Origin of the sequence: Psychromicrobium silvestre, assembly GCF_013408295.1 — a bacterium.
Lineage (GTDB): Bacteria > Actinomycetota > Actinomycetes > Actinomycetales > Micrococcaceae > Renibacterium > Renibacterium silvestre.
In genome coordinates, this window is record NZ_JACBYQ010000001.1 from 1,649,749 (window position 1) to 1,664,801 (window position 15,053).

Genomic DNA, 15,053 nt, shown 5'->3' on the forward strand with positions numbered 1-15,053 from the left:
GGAGAATCCCCGTGTCCAGCACCGTCACCACCCACCTCATCAAGAGCCCACGAGCCACCGCGCGCGGCTGGCTTGCCCTGGCCGTACTGATGTTGCCGGTCTTGCTGGTCGCCGTGGACAACACCGTGCTCTCCTTCGCCATCCCAGAAATCTCCACCAGCCTCTCCCCCTCAGCACCTGAGTTGCTCTGGATCGTCGATGTCTACCCGCTCGTGCTGGCCGGGCTTCTGGTTTCGATGGGCTCCTTTGCCGATCGGGTGGGACGACGGCGGCTGCTCCTGATCGGTGGGGCAGGCTTCACTTTGGTGTCGGTACTGGCCGCATTCGCCCCTAACGCCGCCACCCTGATCGCAGCCCGCGCCCTGCTGGGCTTCTTCGGTGCCATGCTGATGCCTTCCACGCTGTCCTTGATCCGCAACATCTTCCTTGACCCGCGGCAGCGCCGAGTGGCCATTGCAGTCTGGGCTGCCGGCTTCTCTGGCGGCGCCGCTCTTGGCCCCATTGTCGGAGGCTTCCTACTGGAGCATTTCTGGTGGGGCTCGGTGTTCCTACTGGCCGTGCCGGTACTCATTCCGCTGCTCGTCTTCGGCCCAATCTTCATTACCGAATCCCGCGATCCTCGGCCCAGCCCGATCGACCCCTTGAGCATCCTGCTCTCCTTCGCGGCCATGGTCCCGCTAGTCTTTGGGATTAAGTCCTTTGCCACCGAGGGACTGGGCTGGAGTTCGGCGCTGCCCGCCGCCGTCGGACTGCTGAGCGCTTGGCTCTTCATCCGCCGTCAGCTCCGTCGCGAGAACCCTATGTTGGAGGTGCAGCTCTTCAAGAACCCCGTCTTCACCGGAGCCGTGCTGGCCAATCTGCTCAGTGTGTTCTCGCTCGTAGGGTTCCTGTTCTTCATCTCTCAGCACTTACAACTGGTGGCCGGATTGACTCCGCCACAGGCCGGCCTGGCCTTGCTACCGGGCCTCGCGGTGACGATTCTGATGGGTCTGCTCGTGGTGCCGATGGCGCGACGGATTAAACCGGTCTGGCTGGTCACCGGCGGCTTGCTGCTCAACGCCGTCGGCTACGCCCTCATTGTGAGCTTCAACCCGCCGCCGGTGGGTGCACTGCTGATTGCCTTTGCCGTTCTCGGCGCGGGCATCGGCGCCGCAGAGACGATCTCCAACGATCTGATCCTCGGCTCGGCTCCGGTCGAGAAGGCGGGAGCCGCCTCGGCAATTTCCGAAACGGCTTATGAGTTGGGCTCGGTACTCGGCACCGCGATCCTCGGTTCCATTCTGGCGGGGGTGTACCGGAGTCATCTGGAGTTACCCGCTGGCCTCGGCTCGGAAGCGACAGAAAAGGCCAGTGGCACGCTGGGTGGCGCTCTTGAGGTGGCCGGCTCCCTGAATGCCGACGCTGCGGTGGCTTTGCGCGATTCTGCTATGGCAGCCTTTGATCAGGGCGCCGTGGTCATCGCGGTAGTCGGCTGTGTGCTGATGCTTGGGGCGGCAATTCTTTCGGTGTTCATGCTTCGTAAGGCGAAAGCCGCCTAGGTCGGAGAACGAGCCGGTTTAGTTTGAACCGGTTTGGCTCTGTTTGGCGTGTGCGTCCTTGAGCCTGCGGCTTACCGCGCGACCACGCACCCCGATGCCGATCACATGTAACAGCATGCCGAGCCCCAGGAAGGGCATCCCCGTCCACATCACGCCGGAGTTGCCAATATTCGCACCGATGATGGTCAGCACCAGGCCAATAGCGAGGGCAGCCATCGCCGAGAAGACGATGACCCGATAGGCCAGGCCGGAGCTTTGCCAGAATTCATTGAGCACGGCTCCAGTCTATCGGCCTAGCCGAGCCCGCACCGAAGGCGGGCTTCGCCGGGGATTGACAGCCCCTGCGGGCTAGCTAGAACAAGCTAAAACAAAGAGGTCTGCCGAGCCGGAAGCTCGGAATGGAACTCCCCCAGCTCAATCAGTTTGCCCTTGAGTTCGCCGAGGTTCAGCACGAAATCTGTGCCCTCCAGTTCGGCCACCGCAAAGGGGCCGAGCATGGCGTTGAGCGGAAGCCCGTGTTCGCCACCGTCCAGAGTCAAGGGATAGGGCTCGCGTTGCGCGGAGCTAGTCAGGCCCGCTGCCAAGGGGGAAGGTTGCCAGAGTTCTTCGACAACGCTGAAACCCGGCAGCCCGACGGCGTTCAGATGCTCCCGCACCCGGCTCGCCGTCGCCTGATTGGTCTCTTGAATAGCTACCAAGGACCAGGGCTGGGTCAAGGAGCTCAGTTTCGTCGCGGAACGCACCTGCTGCGGTAAGCCGAGCCCTTCGCTCACCGAGTCTTCAAGCATCCGAACGATCCTGCCGTCCTCGGCTTCGGCCACGTACTGCGCGGTCACCGCCCCCTGTTCCGCCAGCCGCACGGTTTTACGCAGTTGGGAGGCCGTACCGACCTTGCTGGCACCATTGGCAAAGCTCGCGATGTAGAGCCAATGCGGTTGGGCTAGATACGCCCGCAGCCCTTCCGGAGCGGTCCCACCGCGATGAAAGTCGTGCATGTACCGGAAGTCGTCCCGAGCAAAGCAGGGACCGCATTGATAGCCTCGTTCCGCCAAAGCGCCGCTCGGACAGCGAGTATGGAAGGCCGACGTCGGGCCCGGTACCGTGGAGAAGCCCAGGCAATGCCGCCTGCCGTCCAGTACCTTGAAGCCAAGCGTGCTACCGAGAGTCAGCGGCAGCGCGCCGTCGACCGTATCCTGGCTGACCACATTTTGGCCGACCACATTTTGGCTGAGCACCTGTTGATAGGCCAGGCGTGGCTGGCCGGTGGACCAATCGACGCCACGGACCAGCATTAGACGGACGGCTGGACGCCGAAAGCCACCGCGAGTTTCATAATCTTCTGAGCACGACCCAAACGAGGCAGATCCGAACCATCCCGAATCACGCCGCCCCGAGCGTCGAAGTCAGCCATGAAATCGGTGGCCCAAGCGACATCGGATGGTGCCGGGGAGATTACTTCGTTGATCACGGTTGCCTGATCGGCTTGCAGGCAAAGCTTGCCGGTCATCCCCATCGAGACGGTGACGGCGGACTGTTCGCGCAGCACCGGGTGATTGGTGCCCACCGTGGGGCCATCGATCGGGCCGGGCAAATTACCGACCCGGCTGGCGACGACGAGCTTGGCGCGCGGGTAGGCCATCGCCTCCCGATCGGCGGACATGCCGGTATCGCGGCGGAAATCGCCGGAACCGAAGGCCAGCCTAAAGGCACCCTCCGCACGAGCGATGTTATTGGCTTCTTCGATGCCCACCGCGGACTCCACCAGAGCCAGCACCCGGGTCTTGCCGTCCAGCCGGTGGTAGGTCTCCTTGACCTGCTCGGCGCTTTCCGTTTTCGCGAGCATAACTCCCAGCAAACCGGGGGTATTACGCAACTCGGCAACGTCATCGGCCCAGAAGTCACTGCTCACATCGTTAATCCGCACCCAGGCGCGGCCGCCGCCCCGGAGCCATTGCAGAACGTCAGAGCGCGCGGAAGACTTATGTGAGGGATCTACCGCATCCTCAATATCGAGCACGACGGCGTCCGCACGGGAGGTGATGGCCGCATCGAAGGTCTCGGGCTGGGTGGCCGGAACCAGCAGCCAGGAACGCGCGATCTCGGCGGGAACATTGCGAATACGGGGCAGTGGGGAGGTCAGTGGACTAGTTTGACTGGACAAACCGGTGTCACCGTAGGCGTCGGAAGGCATGTATCTACCGTAGCGCGAGGAGCTGCCGGGCGCGATTTGAGGCGCGAAGATGACCAGTTTCAAGTTTTTTTGAGAATATTTTCTTTAGGTCAAAAACTGACCTGAAGGGTGTTTAGGCTGGATTTATCAACTCAGTTACTAACCCTAAGGAAAGGCAGCACTCCCATGGCTCTGACAATGAAACTCGAAGTTGTACCGATTCCGGTCACCGATGTTGACCGGGCGAAGGCGTTCTACGTCGAGAAGGTCGGCTTCAACGCCGATCACGATGCGCGGGTCGATGAGAAAATCCGTTTTGTACAACTCACTCCGCCAGGCTCAGCCTGTTCGATTGTGCTGGGTGAAGGCATTGTCGAGATGGCTCCCGGTACGCAGAAGGGCGTAATGATGGTGATCGAGAGTGCGGAGGAGACCCTTGTCGATCTGCGTAGCCGCGGGGTGGAAACCAGCGAGATCATCGATATGGATTGGGGCCGGTTCATCTACTTCTCTGACCCCGACGGCAATAGCTGGGCCTTGCAGGAGCTGCCCGATTATGCCGCGGCGAAGCAGGCGCAAAGCTGAACTGCGCCACCTGACGAAATCACGTGAGGCGACTTTGGCGGCAAAGTCCTGCTAGAACTAAGGCATGAGCACTCCCAAGATCCCGATTCTGATGGACGTCGATACTGGAATCGACGACTCTCTTGCCTTGATTTATTTACTGGCTAGCGAGGAAGCAGAGATCCTGGGGATAAGTTGCACCGCCGGCAACGTGCCAGCCCGTCAGGTGGCAGCCAATAACCTTGCCTGGCTGGAATTGTGCGGACGCAGCGGCATCGAGGTGGCCCTAGGCGCCGAGGTGCCGCTGCTCACTCCCCTCAGGACAACCGAGGAAACTCACGGCCCGCAGGGCATCGGCTATGCCGAATTACCCGAGCCTCGTGCCGAGCTTTCCCCCCGGCACGCCGCCCAACTCTGGATCGACTTAGCCCGGGAACGACCCGGCGAGATCACCGGACTGGTGACCGGGCCACTGACGAACCTGGCCCTCGCGGTGAAGCTCGAACCAGAATTACCCCAACTGCTGAAACGAATTGTGGTGATGGGCGGCGCGTTCAACTATCCAGGTAACACAACGCCGTCAAGCGAATGGAATGTCGCCGTGGACCCTGAGTCCGCGAAAGTGGTTTTCGATGCGTTCTCCGGGTTACCGGCGAATCGGCAGCCCATCATCTGCCCGCTGGACGTCACCGAGACCGTGGTGATGACTCCCGAGCATCTGGCGAGACTGGCAGAGGCAGCAGACAGCTCGCCGATTGAGCGTCCCAGCTCAACAGACTCCCACGGCCTTCGCTCACAGACCTCAAACCCTTTAGTGCGGCACCTGGTTGACGCTGTTCGCTTCTATTTCGAATTCCATTTCGACCACAAGCAGGGCTATATCAGCCATATGCACGATCCCTTTGCCGCCGCCGTCGCGCTTGATTCCTCATTGGCCGTTTTGCGCCCGGCAACCGTCGACGTCGAGCTAGCCGGAACCTTGACCCGAGGCGCCACTATTGCCGATTGGCATGGGCTGTGGGGGCGGGAAGCCAATGCTCTGGTGGCGGTGCAAACCAATCCCGAAGAGTTCTTCGAGCAGCTGATCGAGCGGGTCGGAGCTTTTGCCCGGACGATACCTGGGATCTAGAGCTAGTCGATAGTTATCGACAGCCCGGATACCTCATCGTTCTCATCGAAATCCAGCTGAACGGCTTGGGTATCAGCCACAGCTGCAGCCTCGGCTCGGGCCACAAAGGACCGTAGCTCCCCTAGGGTGAGCGAGTCCGGGTCAAAGGTCAATTCAAGTTTCATTCCAAGCGCCATGGCACCAGTATGGCACCTCCACGAGGCCACCCCCACTGAGTTGACCTTCTGGCTGGGAAATGATGCCAGGTCCCACCAAACTCCGGGGCTAACGGGAAAAGGCACGGCCACTTCCGAACGGAAGTGGCCGTGCCTTGGTTCTAAGCCATTGAGCGAAGGCGGGTCAGCCCTGTTTTTGGTAGACCTGCACGTTGCTGACGCTCATGGTCATCGTCCCGGAGGTGGACTGAACCGGGCTGTGCCAGGAATTCGCCGCCGGAGTCACCACATTATTGCTCAGCAGCAGGAACATCGGCGCGGTTGGTACTCCGCTATTACTAACGGTTTGCGTCAGGGTACCGTCGAAGTAGAACGATATTGTGCGCGTTGCCGAGTTCCAATCCATCTGATAGTTGTGATAGCCGCTGCACAGATTGACGCCGGTGTCTTGGATCATCGACTTTCCAGTGCTGTCCGCATAGTGCACATTCTGCTGGATCACATTCGCAGGGTTAGCCGAGCCAGCGGTGAACCCACCTTCCTGCAGATCGATCTCTTGACCGCCGAACCCGAGCGTGGCGGGCAGCATCCAAATACTGTTCCACGCCCCATTAGGAGTGAGCTGCCCGTTGACCACCGCGCATGCCATCTTGGCCCGCACAATCATGTTGATTTCGGTGCCAAAGCCACCAAAGGCGTGCTTACCGTACGTGTTCACTGATCCGGATTGCCAAGTGTAAGACGTGCCATTAACCGTCCGTGGCGCGTATTGAGCGGTCATCGACAAACCGTTCCCACCGGTGGAGAAGTTGTTGTAGGCATTACCTGTGCTGGTTTGGCTGATCTGCGACGGCATATGGTATTCAGCGTCAAAGGGGCTGGTCGCACCCGATCCAACGCAAGGCAGCGAGCCGGACTGGTTCCACGCAATGTAACCGTTGGACGAAGTAGCGGCGTCGGTCAAACCGAAATTCCAATTATTGGTGATGCTCTCGCTGAAATTGTCGTTGAAGACAAGATTACTGGCGGAGTAACCTGCCGGGGTCGCGATCCCACCGGTGCTTGCCCCGGTACCGGTGGTAGGACCAGCGCAACCCAGGGTGGGAATCGTACCCGTTCCAGTATCTGAACCCGTACCCGGGACCGTTCCGGCGCCAGCTGTCCAAACCTGGCTAGCCGATCCGGTACAGCTCTGACGACTCACGACTACACCGAGTTCAGCCGTGCCGTTAACCGTCAAGCAGAGCCCCGTCTGAGCGTTCACGATAGTGCCATTACTCGAGGTGCTCCAGCCCTGATTCGCACTGCTCCCGCAGGTGAGAAGCTGAAGGTTATAAGTTCCGCTAGTCAGAACACTGAGACAAAGTCCGTTATTCAGCAAGGTGTTACTGGTGCCCGAAACGAATTGCTGGTCGCTATTTCCGCTGATGCAGGTGTTGAGAAGCAGCGGTGTGCCGGAGAGCGCCCCGATCCGGGCCGACGACAGGCACAAAGCCGAGGCGGTGTTGACCAGTGTGCCTGAAGCTGCCGTCGAGGCGCCAGTGCCCGTGCCGGTTCCTGTTCCTGTTCCTGGGCTCGTGCCAGTGCTCGTATCGATTCCGACGATGATGCCGGTACCTGCGGTATTCCACGCCTGTCCCTGCTTCCCGTTGCAGGTGGTGATCACCATCGGAGCACCAGCGGTAGCCGCACCACCCTTAACCGCCAAACACAGCCCGGATGCTAGGCCAACAAAAGATCCGTTACTCTGCAGAACCCACATCTGCGAGGCGGTGCTAGTACACGACGCGAGGGTGACAGGGCTACCTGTTTTCACGCCGGACACGCTGATGCACAGGCCGGTCGTTTGACCGGCGGCCCCGCTCCCGATCAGGTTGCTACCGGCGGCACGGAATTGTTCAGACGCAGTGTTGTTACAGCTGGCGACCGTCAGGGCAGCTCCCGCATAGGCGGCACCGCCTTGGGGTGCCAGGCACAGCCCCGAAGAACTATTGACGATATTGCCACTAACAGCCGCAGCGGCAGCCCCAGGGGCGGTCATCACCGCCATTGCGAGAAGCGCGGGCACTATCAGGGCAAAAATCAGGGTGGGAATTCGTAATTGGCCTATGCGTGAAAAGGGCATGATCAGACACCTTCCGGGTGAAAATACTCGTCAGCGTTGCTGACCCAACGAGATTCTAGCCGAATGTGTGAGACTCAACTACCAGATTTCGCAGGGGGTTCTCATTGCCTGAGGCCACAAAAGGCGAAGAGACTCAATCGGCTACCGTCATGGCGATAGTGTTCAACAAGCAGAGCTCTCAGAAAGCAGAAAAGCCCCGGATTTCCGGGGCTTTAGCTGTAGCGGTGGGGAGACTCGATCTCCCGACCTCACGATTATGAGTCGTGCGCTCTAACCAACTGAGCTACACCGCCAAAAATGGGATTGGCTCGTGTCTTTGCCGGCCAAAACCGCCTTGACACGAGCCCACCCACTTCGAGCCCCCCACCGGAATCGATCCGGTGACCTCGTTCTTACCAAGAACGCGCTCTACCACTGAGCTAGGGGGGCAACGAATGAATACTCTACCAGCCGTTTGAGGCTAGGCGAAATGCACTCATTTTCGGCCCGCTGCGAGCCAGCTTTAAATGCGCGAGTTCGCGTCTCGGTCACCGATTCGCCCGCTATTAGGGGCGATTTGGCGACTGAAACGCGAACTCGGCCTCAGGCTACCACTTACCCTTGCGGTTGAAATCGCGGCCACCGGTCTCTTTGCCGTGACGAGGCTTGCGGTCGCCAGCCCCACGGCCAGAATGTCCCTCAGCGCCTCTGGAGTCGCTGCTGCGGGAGTATCCGCCTTCGCCGCGAGCACCGCGGTCGCCGGAATCATTGGAATATTTCTTCTTGAAGCCACCCTGACCACGGTCTCCGCGGTCCTCACGGCCCTTATAGCCGCCCTCAGAAGCGGGGCGACGGCCCTTGTCGAGCTCCAAGTGAATCAGCTCGCCACCGATCCGGGTTTTGGACAGCGCGCGCCACTGATCCTTGCTCAGATCGGCCGGCAATTCGACCAGGCTGTGATCGGCGCGAATATCGATACCACCGATCTGCGAGGAGGAAAGGCCGCCTTCATTGGCAATGGCACCGACGATGGACCCGGGCATCACACGCTGACGGCGTCCCACAGCGATCCGGTAGGTCGCATTGCCCTCGGTCAGGGTCCGGGTGGGGCCGCGCGAGCCGAAGCCGTCCTTGGCACGTTCACGCTTCTGATACTCGGGTGCCGCCGGAAGGTCCTTGACCAGCAGAGATTCGCCGCCCTGGGCCATAAAGGCCAGCGCTGCCGCAATCTCCTCGGCGGTGACATCATGCTCGGCCTCATAGGAGGACACCAGATCCCGGAATACCGAGAGCTCTTCGGAGCCGAGGGTCTCGGTGATCTGATCGGCAAATTTACTCAGCCTCAGGTTGTTAATGGTGTCCGCGGTGGGCAGGTGCATCTGCTCCACGGGCTGCCGGGTGGCCTTCTCAATCGCCCGCAGCAAGTACTTCTCCCGCGGAGTCATGAACAGAATTGCCTCGCCGGAGCGCCCGGCCCGGCCGGTACGACCAATGCGGTGCACATACCCCTCGGTGTCATGAGGAATGTCGTAGTTGACCACCAGGCTGATCCGCTCGACGTCGAGACCACGGGCCGCCACATCGGTGGCTACCAGAATGTCGATATTGCCGGAACGCAGCGCTTCAACCGTACGCTCACGTTGCTGCTGCGGGATGTCGCCGTTGATGGCCGCCGCGCGGTATCCACGGGACTTCAATTTGTCGGCAAGTTCCTCGGTAGCCATCTTGGTACGCACAAAGGCGATTACGCCGTCGTACTCTTCTACCTCGAGGATGCGGGTCATCGCGTCCAGCTTGTGCGGCCCCATCACCTGCAGGTAGCGCTGGCGGGTGTTCTCGCCCGTGGTGGTCCTGGCCTTGACCGAGATCTCGGCTGGATCCTTTAGGTACTTCTTGGCGATCCTGCGGATCTGGCCGGGCATGGTGGCCGAGAACAGCGCCACCTGCTTCTGCTCCGGGGTTTGGGAGAGGATCTGCTCAACGTCATCCGCGAAACCCATCCGCAGCATCTCGTCGGCTTCATCGAGCACCAGGTACTCAAGCTCGGAAAGGTCCAGGGAGCCCTTCTCCAAGTGGTCGATGACCCGCCCGGGAGTGCCCACCACAACCTGCGCACCGCGGCGCAATCCGGCTAGCTGAGGACCGTAGGCGGAACCGCCGTAGACCGGGAGCACGGTGAAATCGTTCAGATGAGCGGCATAGGAGGAGAACGCCTCTGCTACCTGCAGGGCGAGCTCACGAGTCGGCGCCAGCACCAGTACCTGGGTGGATTTGGTAGCCGGAAGTTCGGCCATCCTGGAGAGCGCCGGGACCGCGAAAGCAGCGGTCTTGCCGGTGCCGGTCTGAGCCAGCCCGACGACGTCGCGCCCCGCCAGCAATACCGGAATGGTGGCCGCCTGGATAGGAGAAGGCTTCTCGTAACCAACGTCTTTCAGGGCTCGCAGAACACGATCGTCGAGACCGAAATCGGCGAACAGCACGTCCCGCTCGGCGTTATCGGCTGGGGTTTGGTCGTCGGAATAGTTGTCTTCGGGCATGGGGAAATTCCTCATTCACATAGGGCCGGATCGGGGTCCGGACGATTCACCTCACGGCGATCCCCTACGCACTTGCCCGCCACTAACGCGGGCCTGCCTGCACCGTTTGGCACTCAACCAGTTGGCACTGAATCGGCAGGAAAATAGGGAAGAAAGAAAAGGGATTCCGTAAGAAGGGAGTACCTCAATACTACGCTATCGGGCCGTTCGGCTCAGCCGCATCAGGCCAGCGACCCTGGTGAGATGGCGCACACCCTAGTGTCCGCGGCGCACTAGCTTGGCAAAAAGCGACTCATATTCGGGAGCCAACTCAAGCCCGGCATCAGCCTGCATGGCATGCATCTTCTCCAGGCTTGGATTGCTAAACCAGGCGCCAACACTTACCTCGTGGGCCGGTCGGTGCAGCACCGAAATCTGGTCCCCGGCCTGGATGCTGCCGGTTTGTAAAACCCGTAAATAGGCACCAATCCGGGCAGCCTCGGTGAACCTTTTGACCCAATGCGGCTCATTCATCCGGCGTTGGAAGGTGGCACAGGGGGTGCGAGGCATGGTCACCTCAACCACCGCCTTGGCGCCGATCTGCCAGCGTTCACCGATCAGGGCGGCGTTCGCATCCAAACCGTCAATCCGTAGGTTTTCGCCGAAAAGCCCCGGTGCAATCTCGCGGCCAAGCTCCTTGGCCCAGTAATCGGCATCATGCTGAGAGTAGGCGTAGACCGCTTTATGCAGTCCGCCGTGGTTTTTCCGGTCGGCCTGAACATCCGCGTAAAGGCCATAAGGATTGATCTTGACCGGCTCCGTGATTGCTCGTTTATCGATCGCGGTCACCCCTACCGAGCCTTCATCTGGGGCGAGGGCATGCACTCGGCAAACGGCTAGCAGGCTCCCGTGCTGGTTCATGTTTTCCAGTCTAGCTAGCGCTAAGGCTCGAAGCGGTAACCCATCCCGGCTTCGGTGACCAGGTGCCGCGGATGTGCCGGATCGGGTTCCAGTTTGCGCCGCAGCTGCCCCAGGTAGACCCGCAAATACTGGGTTTCCTTGGCATAGGCCGGTCCCCAAACCTGACTCAGGATTTGCTGTTGACTGACCAGTTTGCCGGGATTTCGGGCTAATAATTCCAGAATCGACCACTCGGTGGGGGTTAATCGCACCGGCTGACCGGAGCGCAGCACCTTTTTGGCTTGTAAGTCCACCACGAAGTCCTCGGTGGTCACGGTCGGTTCGTCACTGATCCCCAGCCGCTGCTCGGCGTGCCGTTGCGCAGCACGCAGCCGGGCCAGAAACTCATCCAGTCCGAAGGGCTTGGTGACGTAGTCATCGGCGCCCGCGTCGAGCGCGGCGACCTTCTCCTCCGAGGCATGCCGGGCGGAGAGCACAATGATCGGCACCTCGGTCCAGCCCCGCAAGCCGGCGATCACTTCCAGCCCGTCGATATCCGGCAGGCCAAGGTCCAGTACGACGACGTCCGGCCGGTGTGCGGCGGCGGTCGCCAAAGCTTCGCGGCCGTTCGCCGCCGTATATACCGTGTAGCCATGGGCATGCAGATTGATTTGCAGGGCCCGGACCATCTGTGGCTCATCGTCAACCACTAGGACTGTCGTCATACTCGGCCTCCTCCCGCGCTCATCGGCAATCTCAAAACCATCGTCAATCCGCCGCCCGGAGTCTGCTCTGCTTCGAGCACTCCGCCCATCGCTTCGGTAAATCCCTTGGCCACCGCTAGGCCTAGGCCCACTCCGGTACCGGCGGGAACGTCGTCGAGCCGCTGAAACGGCCGGAACATCGCCACCACATCCTTAGCCGCCACTCCCCGACCATGATCCACGATACGCAGTTCACTCGCTGGCTGACCATCGATCAGCGCGCTCCCTGCGCCGCCCACGGTGCCGACCAGGACGATATCTGAATCTGGCGCGTATTTGACCGCGTTCTCCACAATATTGGCGATCACCCGCTCCAGCATGCCAATATCGGCTTCCACCGGGGGCATATTCGCGGGCAGGTCGAGCCTGGCCCATTCGGCGGCGGGCTCGTGGCCGAGGGCTGCCTCAATGGCATCGATCCAGCGCACCGGTCCTAGCTGAGGGGCCACCGCATCCGAGGAGATTCGGGACATATCGAGCAGATTCCCGACCAGTGCATCCAGCCGATCCGCTGAGTTCTCAATGGTGGCTAGCAGTTCTGCTTCATCCGCGGGTTCAAAGTGCACCTCGTCCTGACGCAGGCTGCTCACGGAAAGCTTGATCGCCGCCAGGGGGGTGCGCAGATCGTGGGAGACGGCGCGCAGAATCGAGGTACGCATGGTGTTGCCCTCGGCCAGTCGAACGTTGTCCCGGCGACTCTCATTGAGCGCTATCCGTTGCCGTAGCGCCACCAGATGCGCCCCGAAAGCCACCAGCAGTCGCCGGTCCGAACCGTCCAGAACCCGGCCATCCAGGGCCAGTACCAAACCGTCTTCTACTTCCTCGGCGTTATCGGCCTGTTCCGGAGAGCTAGGCGGGTGCTCCCCCGAGGATGCCTCGATCCGCCACAGCGGCGCGGCCCGGTCATCCTGGCTACGCTGTAGCAGGCTCACCGCTGAAATCCTGAAGGCTTCCCGCACCTGGGCAAGATAGGACTCCAGCGAGTCTTCCCCGACGAGTGCCCCGCGGGCCAGCTCGCTCAGCGTTGCGGCCTCGGCTCCCGCCCGGGAAGCGTCCTTGGTGCGCCGGGCTGCCAGACCCACCACGAAGGCGACGGCGGCACTCACGGCGAGGAAAATCAGCAAGGCTAGCAGATTCTCGGGGTCCGAAATGGTCAGTGTGCCGGTAGGTGCTGCGGAGAAGAAATTGAGCAGCAGGGAACTAAACACCGCTCCCAGCAGGGCCGGCCAGAGTCCGCCGATCAGAGCCACCAGCACGCAGCCGCACAATTGCAGCAGGGTGTCGGTGACAAAGCTATTCGGGACCCACTGCACCAGGGCGGTTTCGATCAGCGCCGGTAGCAACATGGCCAGTACAAAACCTGCGATTACCCGCCGACGGTCCAGGGTGCCGGGCCGCTGGAACCGCACTCCACGTCCGCCCAGCGGATGCGAGACCATATGCACGTCGATATCGCCGGAACCCCGAACGATCTTGCTGCCCACCCCGCCGCCACTGAAAAACCTGGCCAGCGGTCGCCGTCGGGAGGTCCCCACCACCAGCTGAGTGGCGTTGACGCTGCGTGCAAATTCCAGCATGGCTTGGGCCGGGTCATCGCCGGTCACGCTGTGATAGCTGCCGCCGAGGTCTTTGAGCAATTGTCGTTGCGCCTCAAGCTCGCGGGGAGACTCTCCTCGCACACCATCGGCCGCCCGGACGTGCACGCCGAGCAGTTCACCGCCGGAGATTCGAGCGAGAATCCTAGCCGCGCGGCGAATCAGCACTTCACCTTCCGGGCCACCGGTTAGGCCAATGACGACGCGTTCCCGGGTTGGCCAGCTCTCCTCAATGCCGTGGCTGCTGCGGTAGACCGCCAGACCATCCTCAACCTGATCGGCTAACCACAGTAACGCCAGTTCCCTAAGCGCGGAAAGATTGCCTAAGCGGAAGTAATTCGCCAGCGCCGCGTCAATTTTCTCCCCGGCGTAAATGTTCCCGGCAGAGAGTCGCTGCCGCAGCAACTCCGGTGAGATGTCCACCAACTCGATCTGATCGGCACGGCGCACCACCTCGTCCGGAACTGTTTCGCTCTGCTTTGTATTGGTGATCTGGCTGACCACATCGCCCAGGGAGGCCAGATGCTGGATGTTCAGGGTGGAGATCACGTCGATCCCCGCTTCCAACAGGGTCTCCACGTCCTGCCAACGCTTCCGGCGCTGATGATCGTGGCTGGGGATCCCGACTGCTTCGCCGGTAATTTCCTCCACCACGGTGTGGGCGTACTCGTCCACTAGGGCCAGGCTGGGCTTGCGCAGCAGCACCGCCTCCAAGTCCATCTCCTCGAAGCTGGCTCCCCGGTAGACGACCTGTTTTGACGGCACAACTTCCAGGCCCTCGATAAGCGCCGCCGTATCCTTCCGGCCGTGGTGCAGGGCGATGGCCACTACGGTATCGACGCCCTCTGCCCGCCGGAGGTGTGCTTCCTCCAGCATGGCGTAGGTTTTGCCCACGCCGGGAGCCGCGCCGAGCAGGATGCGCAAGGTGCCTCTGGCCATGTACTTAGTTTCCCATGCCCGAGCCGCTGCGAGCCGAACTCAGCGGGCTACCCAGCTCAGCGGGACCGGCTTGCGGCCAGATCGAGATTCAGCAGGGTCACATTGACCGATTCTTGGCCGAGCAAGGATTCAAGGCCCGAGGTGGTGCGCTTCGCGATCATGATTTCCAGGTTTGCCGCGGACACCCCGGTCTGCTGGGCGATCCGTGGAACCTGCAATTGTGCATAGGCCGGCGAGATCTGCGGGTCCAGGCCCGAGGCGCCGGCGGTCACCGCATCGACGGGGACCTGGGCTTCTGGCACTCCCTCGACCTGCGCCACCTGCTTGCGAAGCTTGGCCATGGCCTCCTTCAGCTTGGGATCATTCGGACCCAGATTGCTGGCGCTGGAAGTTGCCGGATCCCAGGACACTGCGGAAGGCCGGGGATGGAACCACTGCGCCCCAAGGCCATCCTGGGTGGATTGCACGATGAGCGAACTAGCGGCGGGTTTGCCGTTGACGCTGAGTAGCGAACCGTTCGCTTGACCTGGGGCAGCTAGCTGCGCCACTCCCCACACGAAGGCGGGATAGACCAGGCCTAACACCACGGTGACGAGCAACAGGAAGCGCACAGCCGTACCGAATTGCCTCAAATAGCCCTTGAAATCAAAGTTCATAAAAGTTCCTTCTTCTTCAAACT

General features: G+C 61.3%; 13 protein-coding genes and 2 tRNA genes. 3 read left to right on the forward strand and 12 right to left on the reverse strand.

The window, feature by feature from the left end; all coding sequences use genetic code 11:
- The first annotated feature begins 11 nt into the window (after nt 1-11).
- Nucleotides 12-1,538 carry an MFS transporter gene (locus FHU41_RS07825; protein WP_343046275.1) on the forward strand — a complete coding sequence of 509 codons (1,527 nt, stop codon included), beginning with the start codon at nt 12-14 and terminating at the stop codon, nt 1,536-1,538.
- Between the two features lie 18 nt (nt 1,539-1,556).
- Here FHU41_RS07825 and FHU41_RS07830 read toward each other — a convergent pair whose 3' ends face one another.
- The 3 genes from FHU41_RS07830 to FHU41_RS07840 all read right to left on the reverse strand — a co-directional run bounded on the left by FHU41_RS07830 (nt 1,557) and on the right by FHU41_RS07840 (nt 3,729).
- A complete protein-coding gene (locus FHU41_RS07830) occupies nt 1,557-1,814 on the reverse strand; it encodes a DUF3188 domain-containing protein (RefSeq protein ID WP_179388998.1) in 258 nt (85 codons plus the stop codon).
- An 86-nt stretch (nt 1,815-1,900) separates the two neighbouring features.
- A complete protein-coding gene (locus FHU41_RS07835; RefSeq protein ID WP_179388999.1) occupies nt 1,901-2,830 on the reverse strand; it encodes a DUF2797 domain-containing protein in 930 nt (309 codons plus the stop codon).
- Entirely contained in the window at nt 2,830-3,729 is a 900-nt protein-coding gene (locus tag FHU41_RS07840) for an HpcH/HpaI aldolase/citrate lyase family protein (RefSeq protein WP_179389000.1), read from the reverse strand. The genes FHU41_RS07835 and FHU41_RS07840 overlap by 1 nt, the downstream gene beginning before the upstream one ends.
- Before the next feature lie 177 nt (nt 3,730-3,906).
- Here FHU41_RS07840 and FHU41_RS07845 point away from each other — a divergent pair, with 177 nt between their 5' ends.
- Both FHU41_RS07845 and FHU41_RS07850 read left to right on the forward strand, forming a co-directional pair.
- Nucleotides 3,907-4,293, forward strand: a complete 387-nt coding sequence (locus FHU41_RS07845) for a glyoxalase superfamily protein (protein ID WP_246279453.1) — start codon at nt 3,907-3,909, stop codon at nt 4,291-4,293.
- A 64-nt stretch (nt 4,294-4,357) separates the two neighbouring features.
- Nucleotides 4,358-5,401 carry a nucleoside hydrolase gene (locus FHU41_RS07850; RefSeq protein ID WP_179389001.1) on the forward strand — a complete coding sequence of 348 codons (1,044 nt, stop codon included), beginning with the start codon at nt 4,358-4,360 and terminating at the stop codon, nt 5,399-5,401.
- A 2-nt stretch (nt 5,402-5,403) separates the two neighbouring features.
- Here FHU41_RS07850 and FHU41_RS07855 read toward each other — a convergent pair whose 3' ends face one another.
- From FHU41_RS07855 to FHU41_RS07895, 9 genes are all read right to left on the reverse strand, one after another.
- Nucleotides 5,404-5,565, reverse strand: a complete 162-nt coding sequence (locus tag FHU41_RS07855) for a hypothetical protein (protein WP_179389002.1) — start codon at nt 5,563-5,565, stop codon at nt 5,404-5,406.
- Between the two features lie 175 nt (nt 5,566-5,740).
- Nucleotides 5,741-7,681, reverse strand: a complete 1,941-nt coding sequence (locus tag FHU41_RS07860; protein ID WP_179389003.1) for a ricin-type beta-trefoil lectin domain protein — start codon at nt 7,679-7,681, stop codon at nt 5,741-5,743.
- A 219-nt stretch (nt 7,682-7,900) separates the two neighbouring features.
- Nucleotides 7,901-7,974, reverse strand: a tRNA-Met gene (locus tag FHU41_RS07865).
- 64 nt (nt 7,975-8,038) lie between these two features.
- A tRNA-Thr gene (locus FHU41_RS07870) sits at nt 8,039-8,110 on the reverse strand.
- 158 nt (nt 8,111-8,268) lie between these two features.
- Nucleotides 8,269-10,197, reverse strand: a complete 1,929-nt coding sequence (locus FHU41_RS07875; protein WP_246279454.1) for a DEAD/DEAH box helicase — start codon at nt 10,195-10,197, stop codon at nt 8,269-8,271.
- 255 nt (nt 10,198-10,452) lie between these two features.
- Nucleotides 10,453-11,097: an MOSC domain-containing protein gene (locus tag FHU41_RS07880; RefSeq protein ID WP_179389005.1), complete on the reverse strand. Its 645-nt coding sequence runs from the start codon at nt 11,095-11,097 to the stop codon at nt 10,453-10,455.
- 20 nt (nt 11,098-11,117) lie between these two features.
- On the reverse strand, nt 11,118-11,801 hold the full coding sequence (locus tag FHU41_RS07885) for a response regulator (protein ID WP_179389006.1): 684 nt from the start codon (nt 11,799-11,801) through the stop codon (nt 11,118-11,120).
- Nucleotides 11,798-14,374: a DUF4118 domain-containing protein gene (locus FHU41_RS07890; RefSeq protein ID WP_179389007.1), complete on the reverse strand. Its 2,577-nt coding sequence runs from the start codon at nt 14,372-14,374 to the stop codon at nt 11,798-11,800. Before FHU41_RS07890 ends, FHU41_RS07885 begins: the two co-directional genes overlap by 4 nt.
- Nucleotides 14,375-14,430: 56 nt before the next feature.
- Nucleotides 14,431-15,030 carry a potassium-transporting ATPase subunit C gene (locus FHU41_RS07895; protein ID WP_179389008.1) on the reverse strand — a complete coding sequence of 200 codons (600 nt, stop codon included), beginning with the start codon at nt 15,028-15,030 and terminating at the stop codon, nt 14,431-14,433.
- Nucleotides 15,031-15,053: the final 23 nt, after the last annotated feature.

Excerpts from the sequence above, each read along its gene's own strand:
- FHU41_RS07860 (WP_179389003.1), bottom strand. The coding sequence starts at position 7,681 with ATGCCCTTTTCACGCATAGGCCAATTACGAATTCCCACCCTGATTTTT.
- FHU41_RS07875 (WP_246279454.1), bottom strand. The coding sequence starts at position 10,197 with ATGCCCGAAGACAACTATTCCGACGACCAAACCCCAGCCGATAACGCC.
- FHU41_RS07895 (WP_179389008.1), bottom strand. The coding sequence starts at position 15,030 with ATGAACTTTGATTTCAAGGGCTATTTGAGGCAATTCGGTACGGCTGTG.
- FHU41_RS07890 (WP_179389007.1), bottom strand. The coding sequence starts at position 14,374 with ATGGCCAGAGGCACCTTGCGCATCCTGCTCGGCGCGGCTCCCGGCGTG.
- FHU41_RS07845 (WP_246279453.1), top strand. The coding sequence starts at position 3,907 with ATGAAACTCGAAGTTGTACCGATTCCGGTCACCGATGTTGACCGGGCG.
- FHU41_RS07855 (WP_179389002.1), bottom strand. The coding sequence starts at position 5,565 with ATGAAACTTGAATTGACCTTTGACCCGGACTCGCTCACCCTAGGGGAG.
- FHU41_RS07885 (WP_179389006.1), bottom strand. The coding sequence starts at position 11,801 with ATGACGACAGTCCTAGTGGTTGACGATGAGCCACAGATGGTCCGGGCC.
- FHU41_RS07840 (WP_179389000.1), bottom strand. The coding sequence starts at position 3,729 with ATGCCTTCCGACGCCTACGGTGACACCGGTTTGTCCAGTCAAACTAGT.
- FHU41_RS07880 (WP_179389005.1), bottom strand. The coding sequence starts at position 11,097 with ATGAACCAGCACGGGAGCCTGCTAGCCGTTTGCCGAGTGCATGCCCTC.
- FHU41_RS07850 (WP_179389001.1), top strand. The coding sequence starts at position 4,358 with ATGAGCACTCCCAAGATCCCGATTCTGATGGACGTCGATACTGGAATC.
- FHU41_RS07835 (WP_179388999.1), bottom strand. The coding sequence starts at position 2,830 with ATGCTGGTCCGTGGCGTCGATTGGTCCACCGGCCAGCCACGCCTGGCC.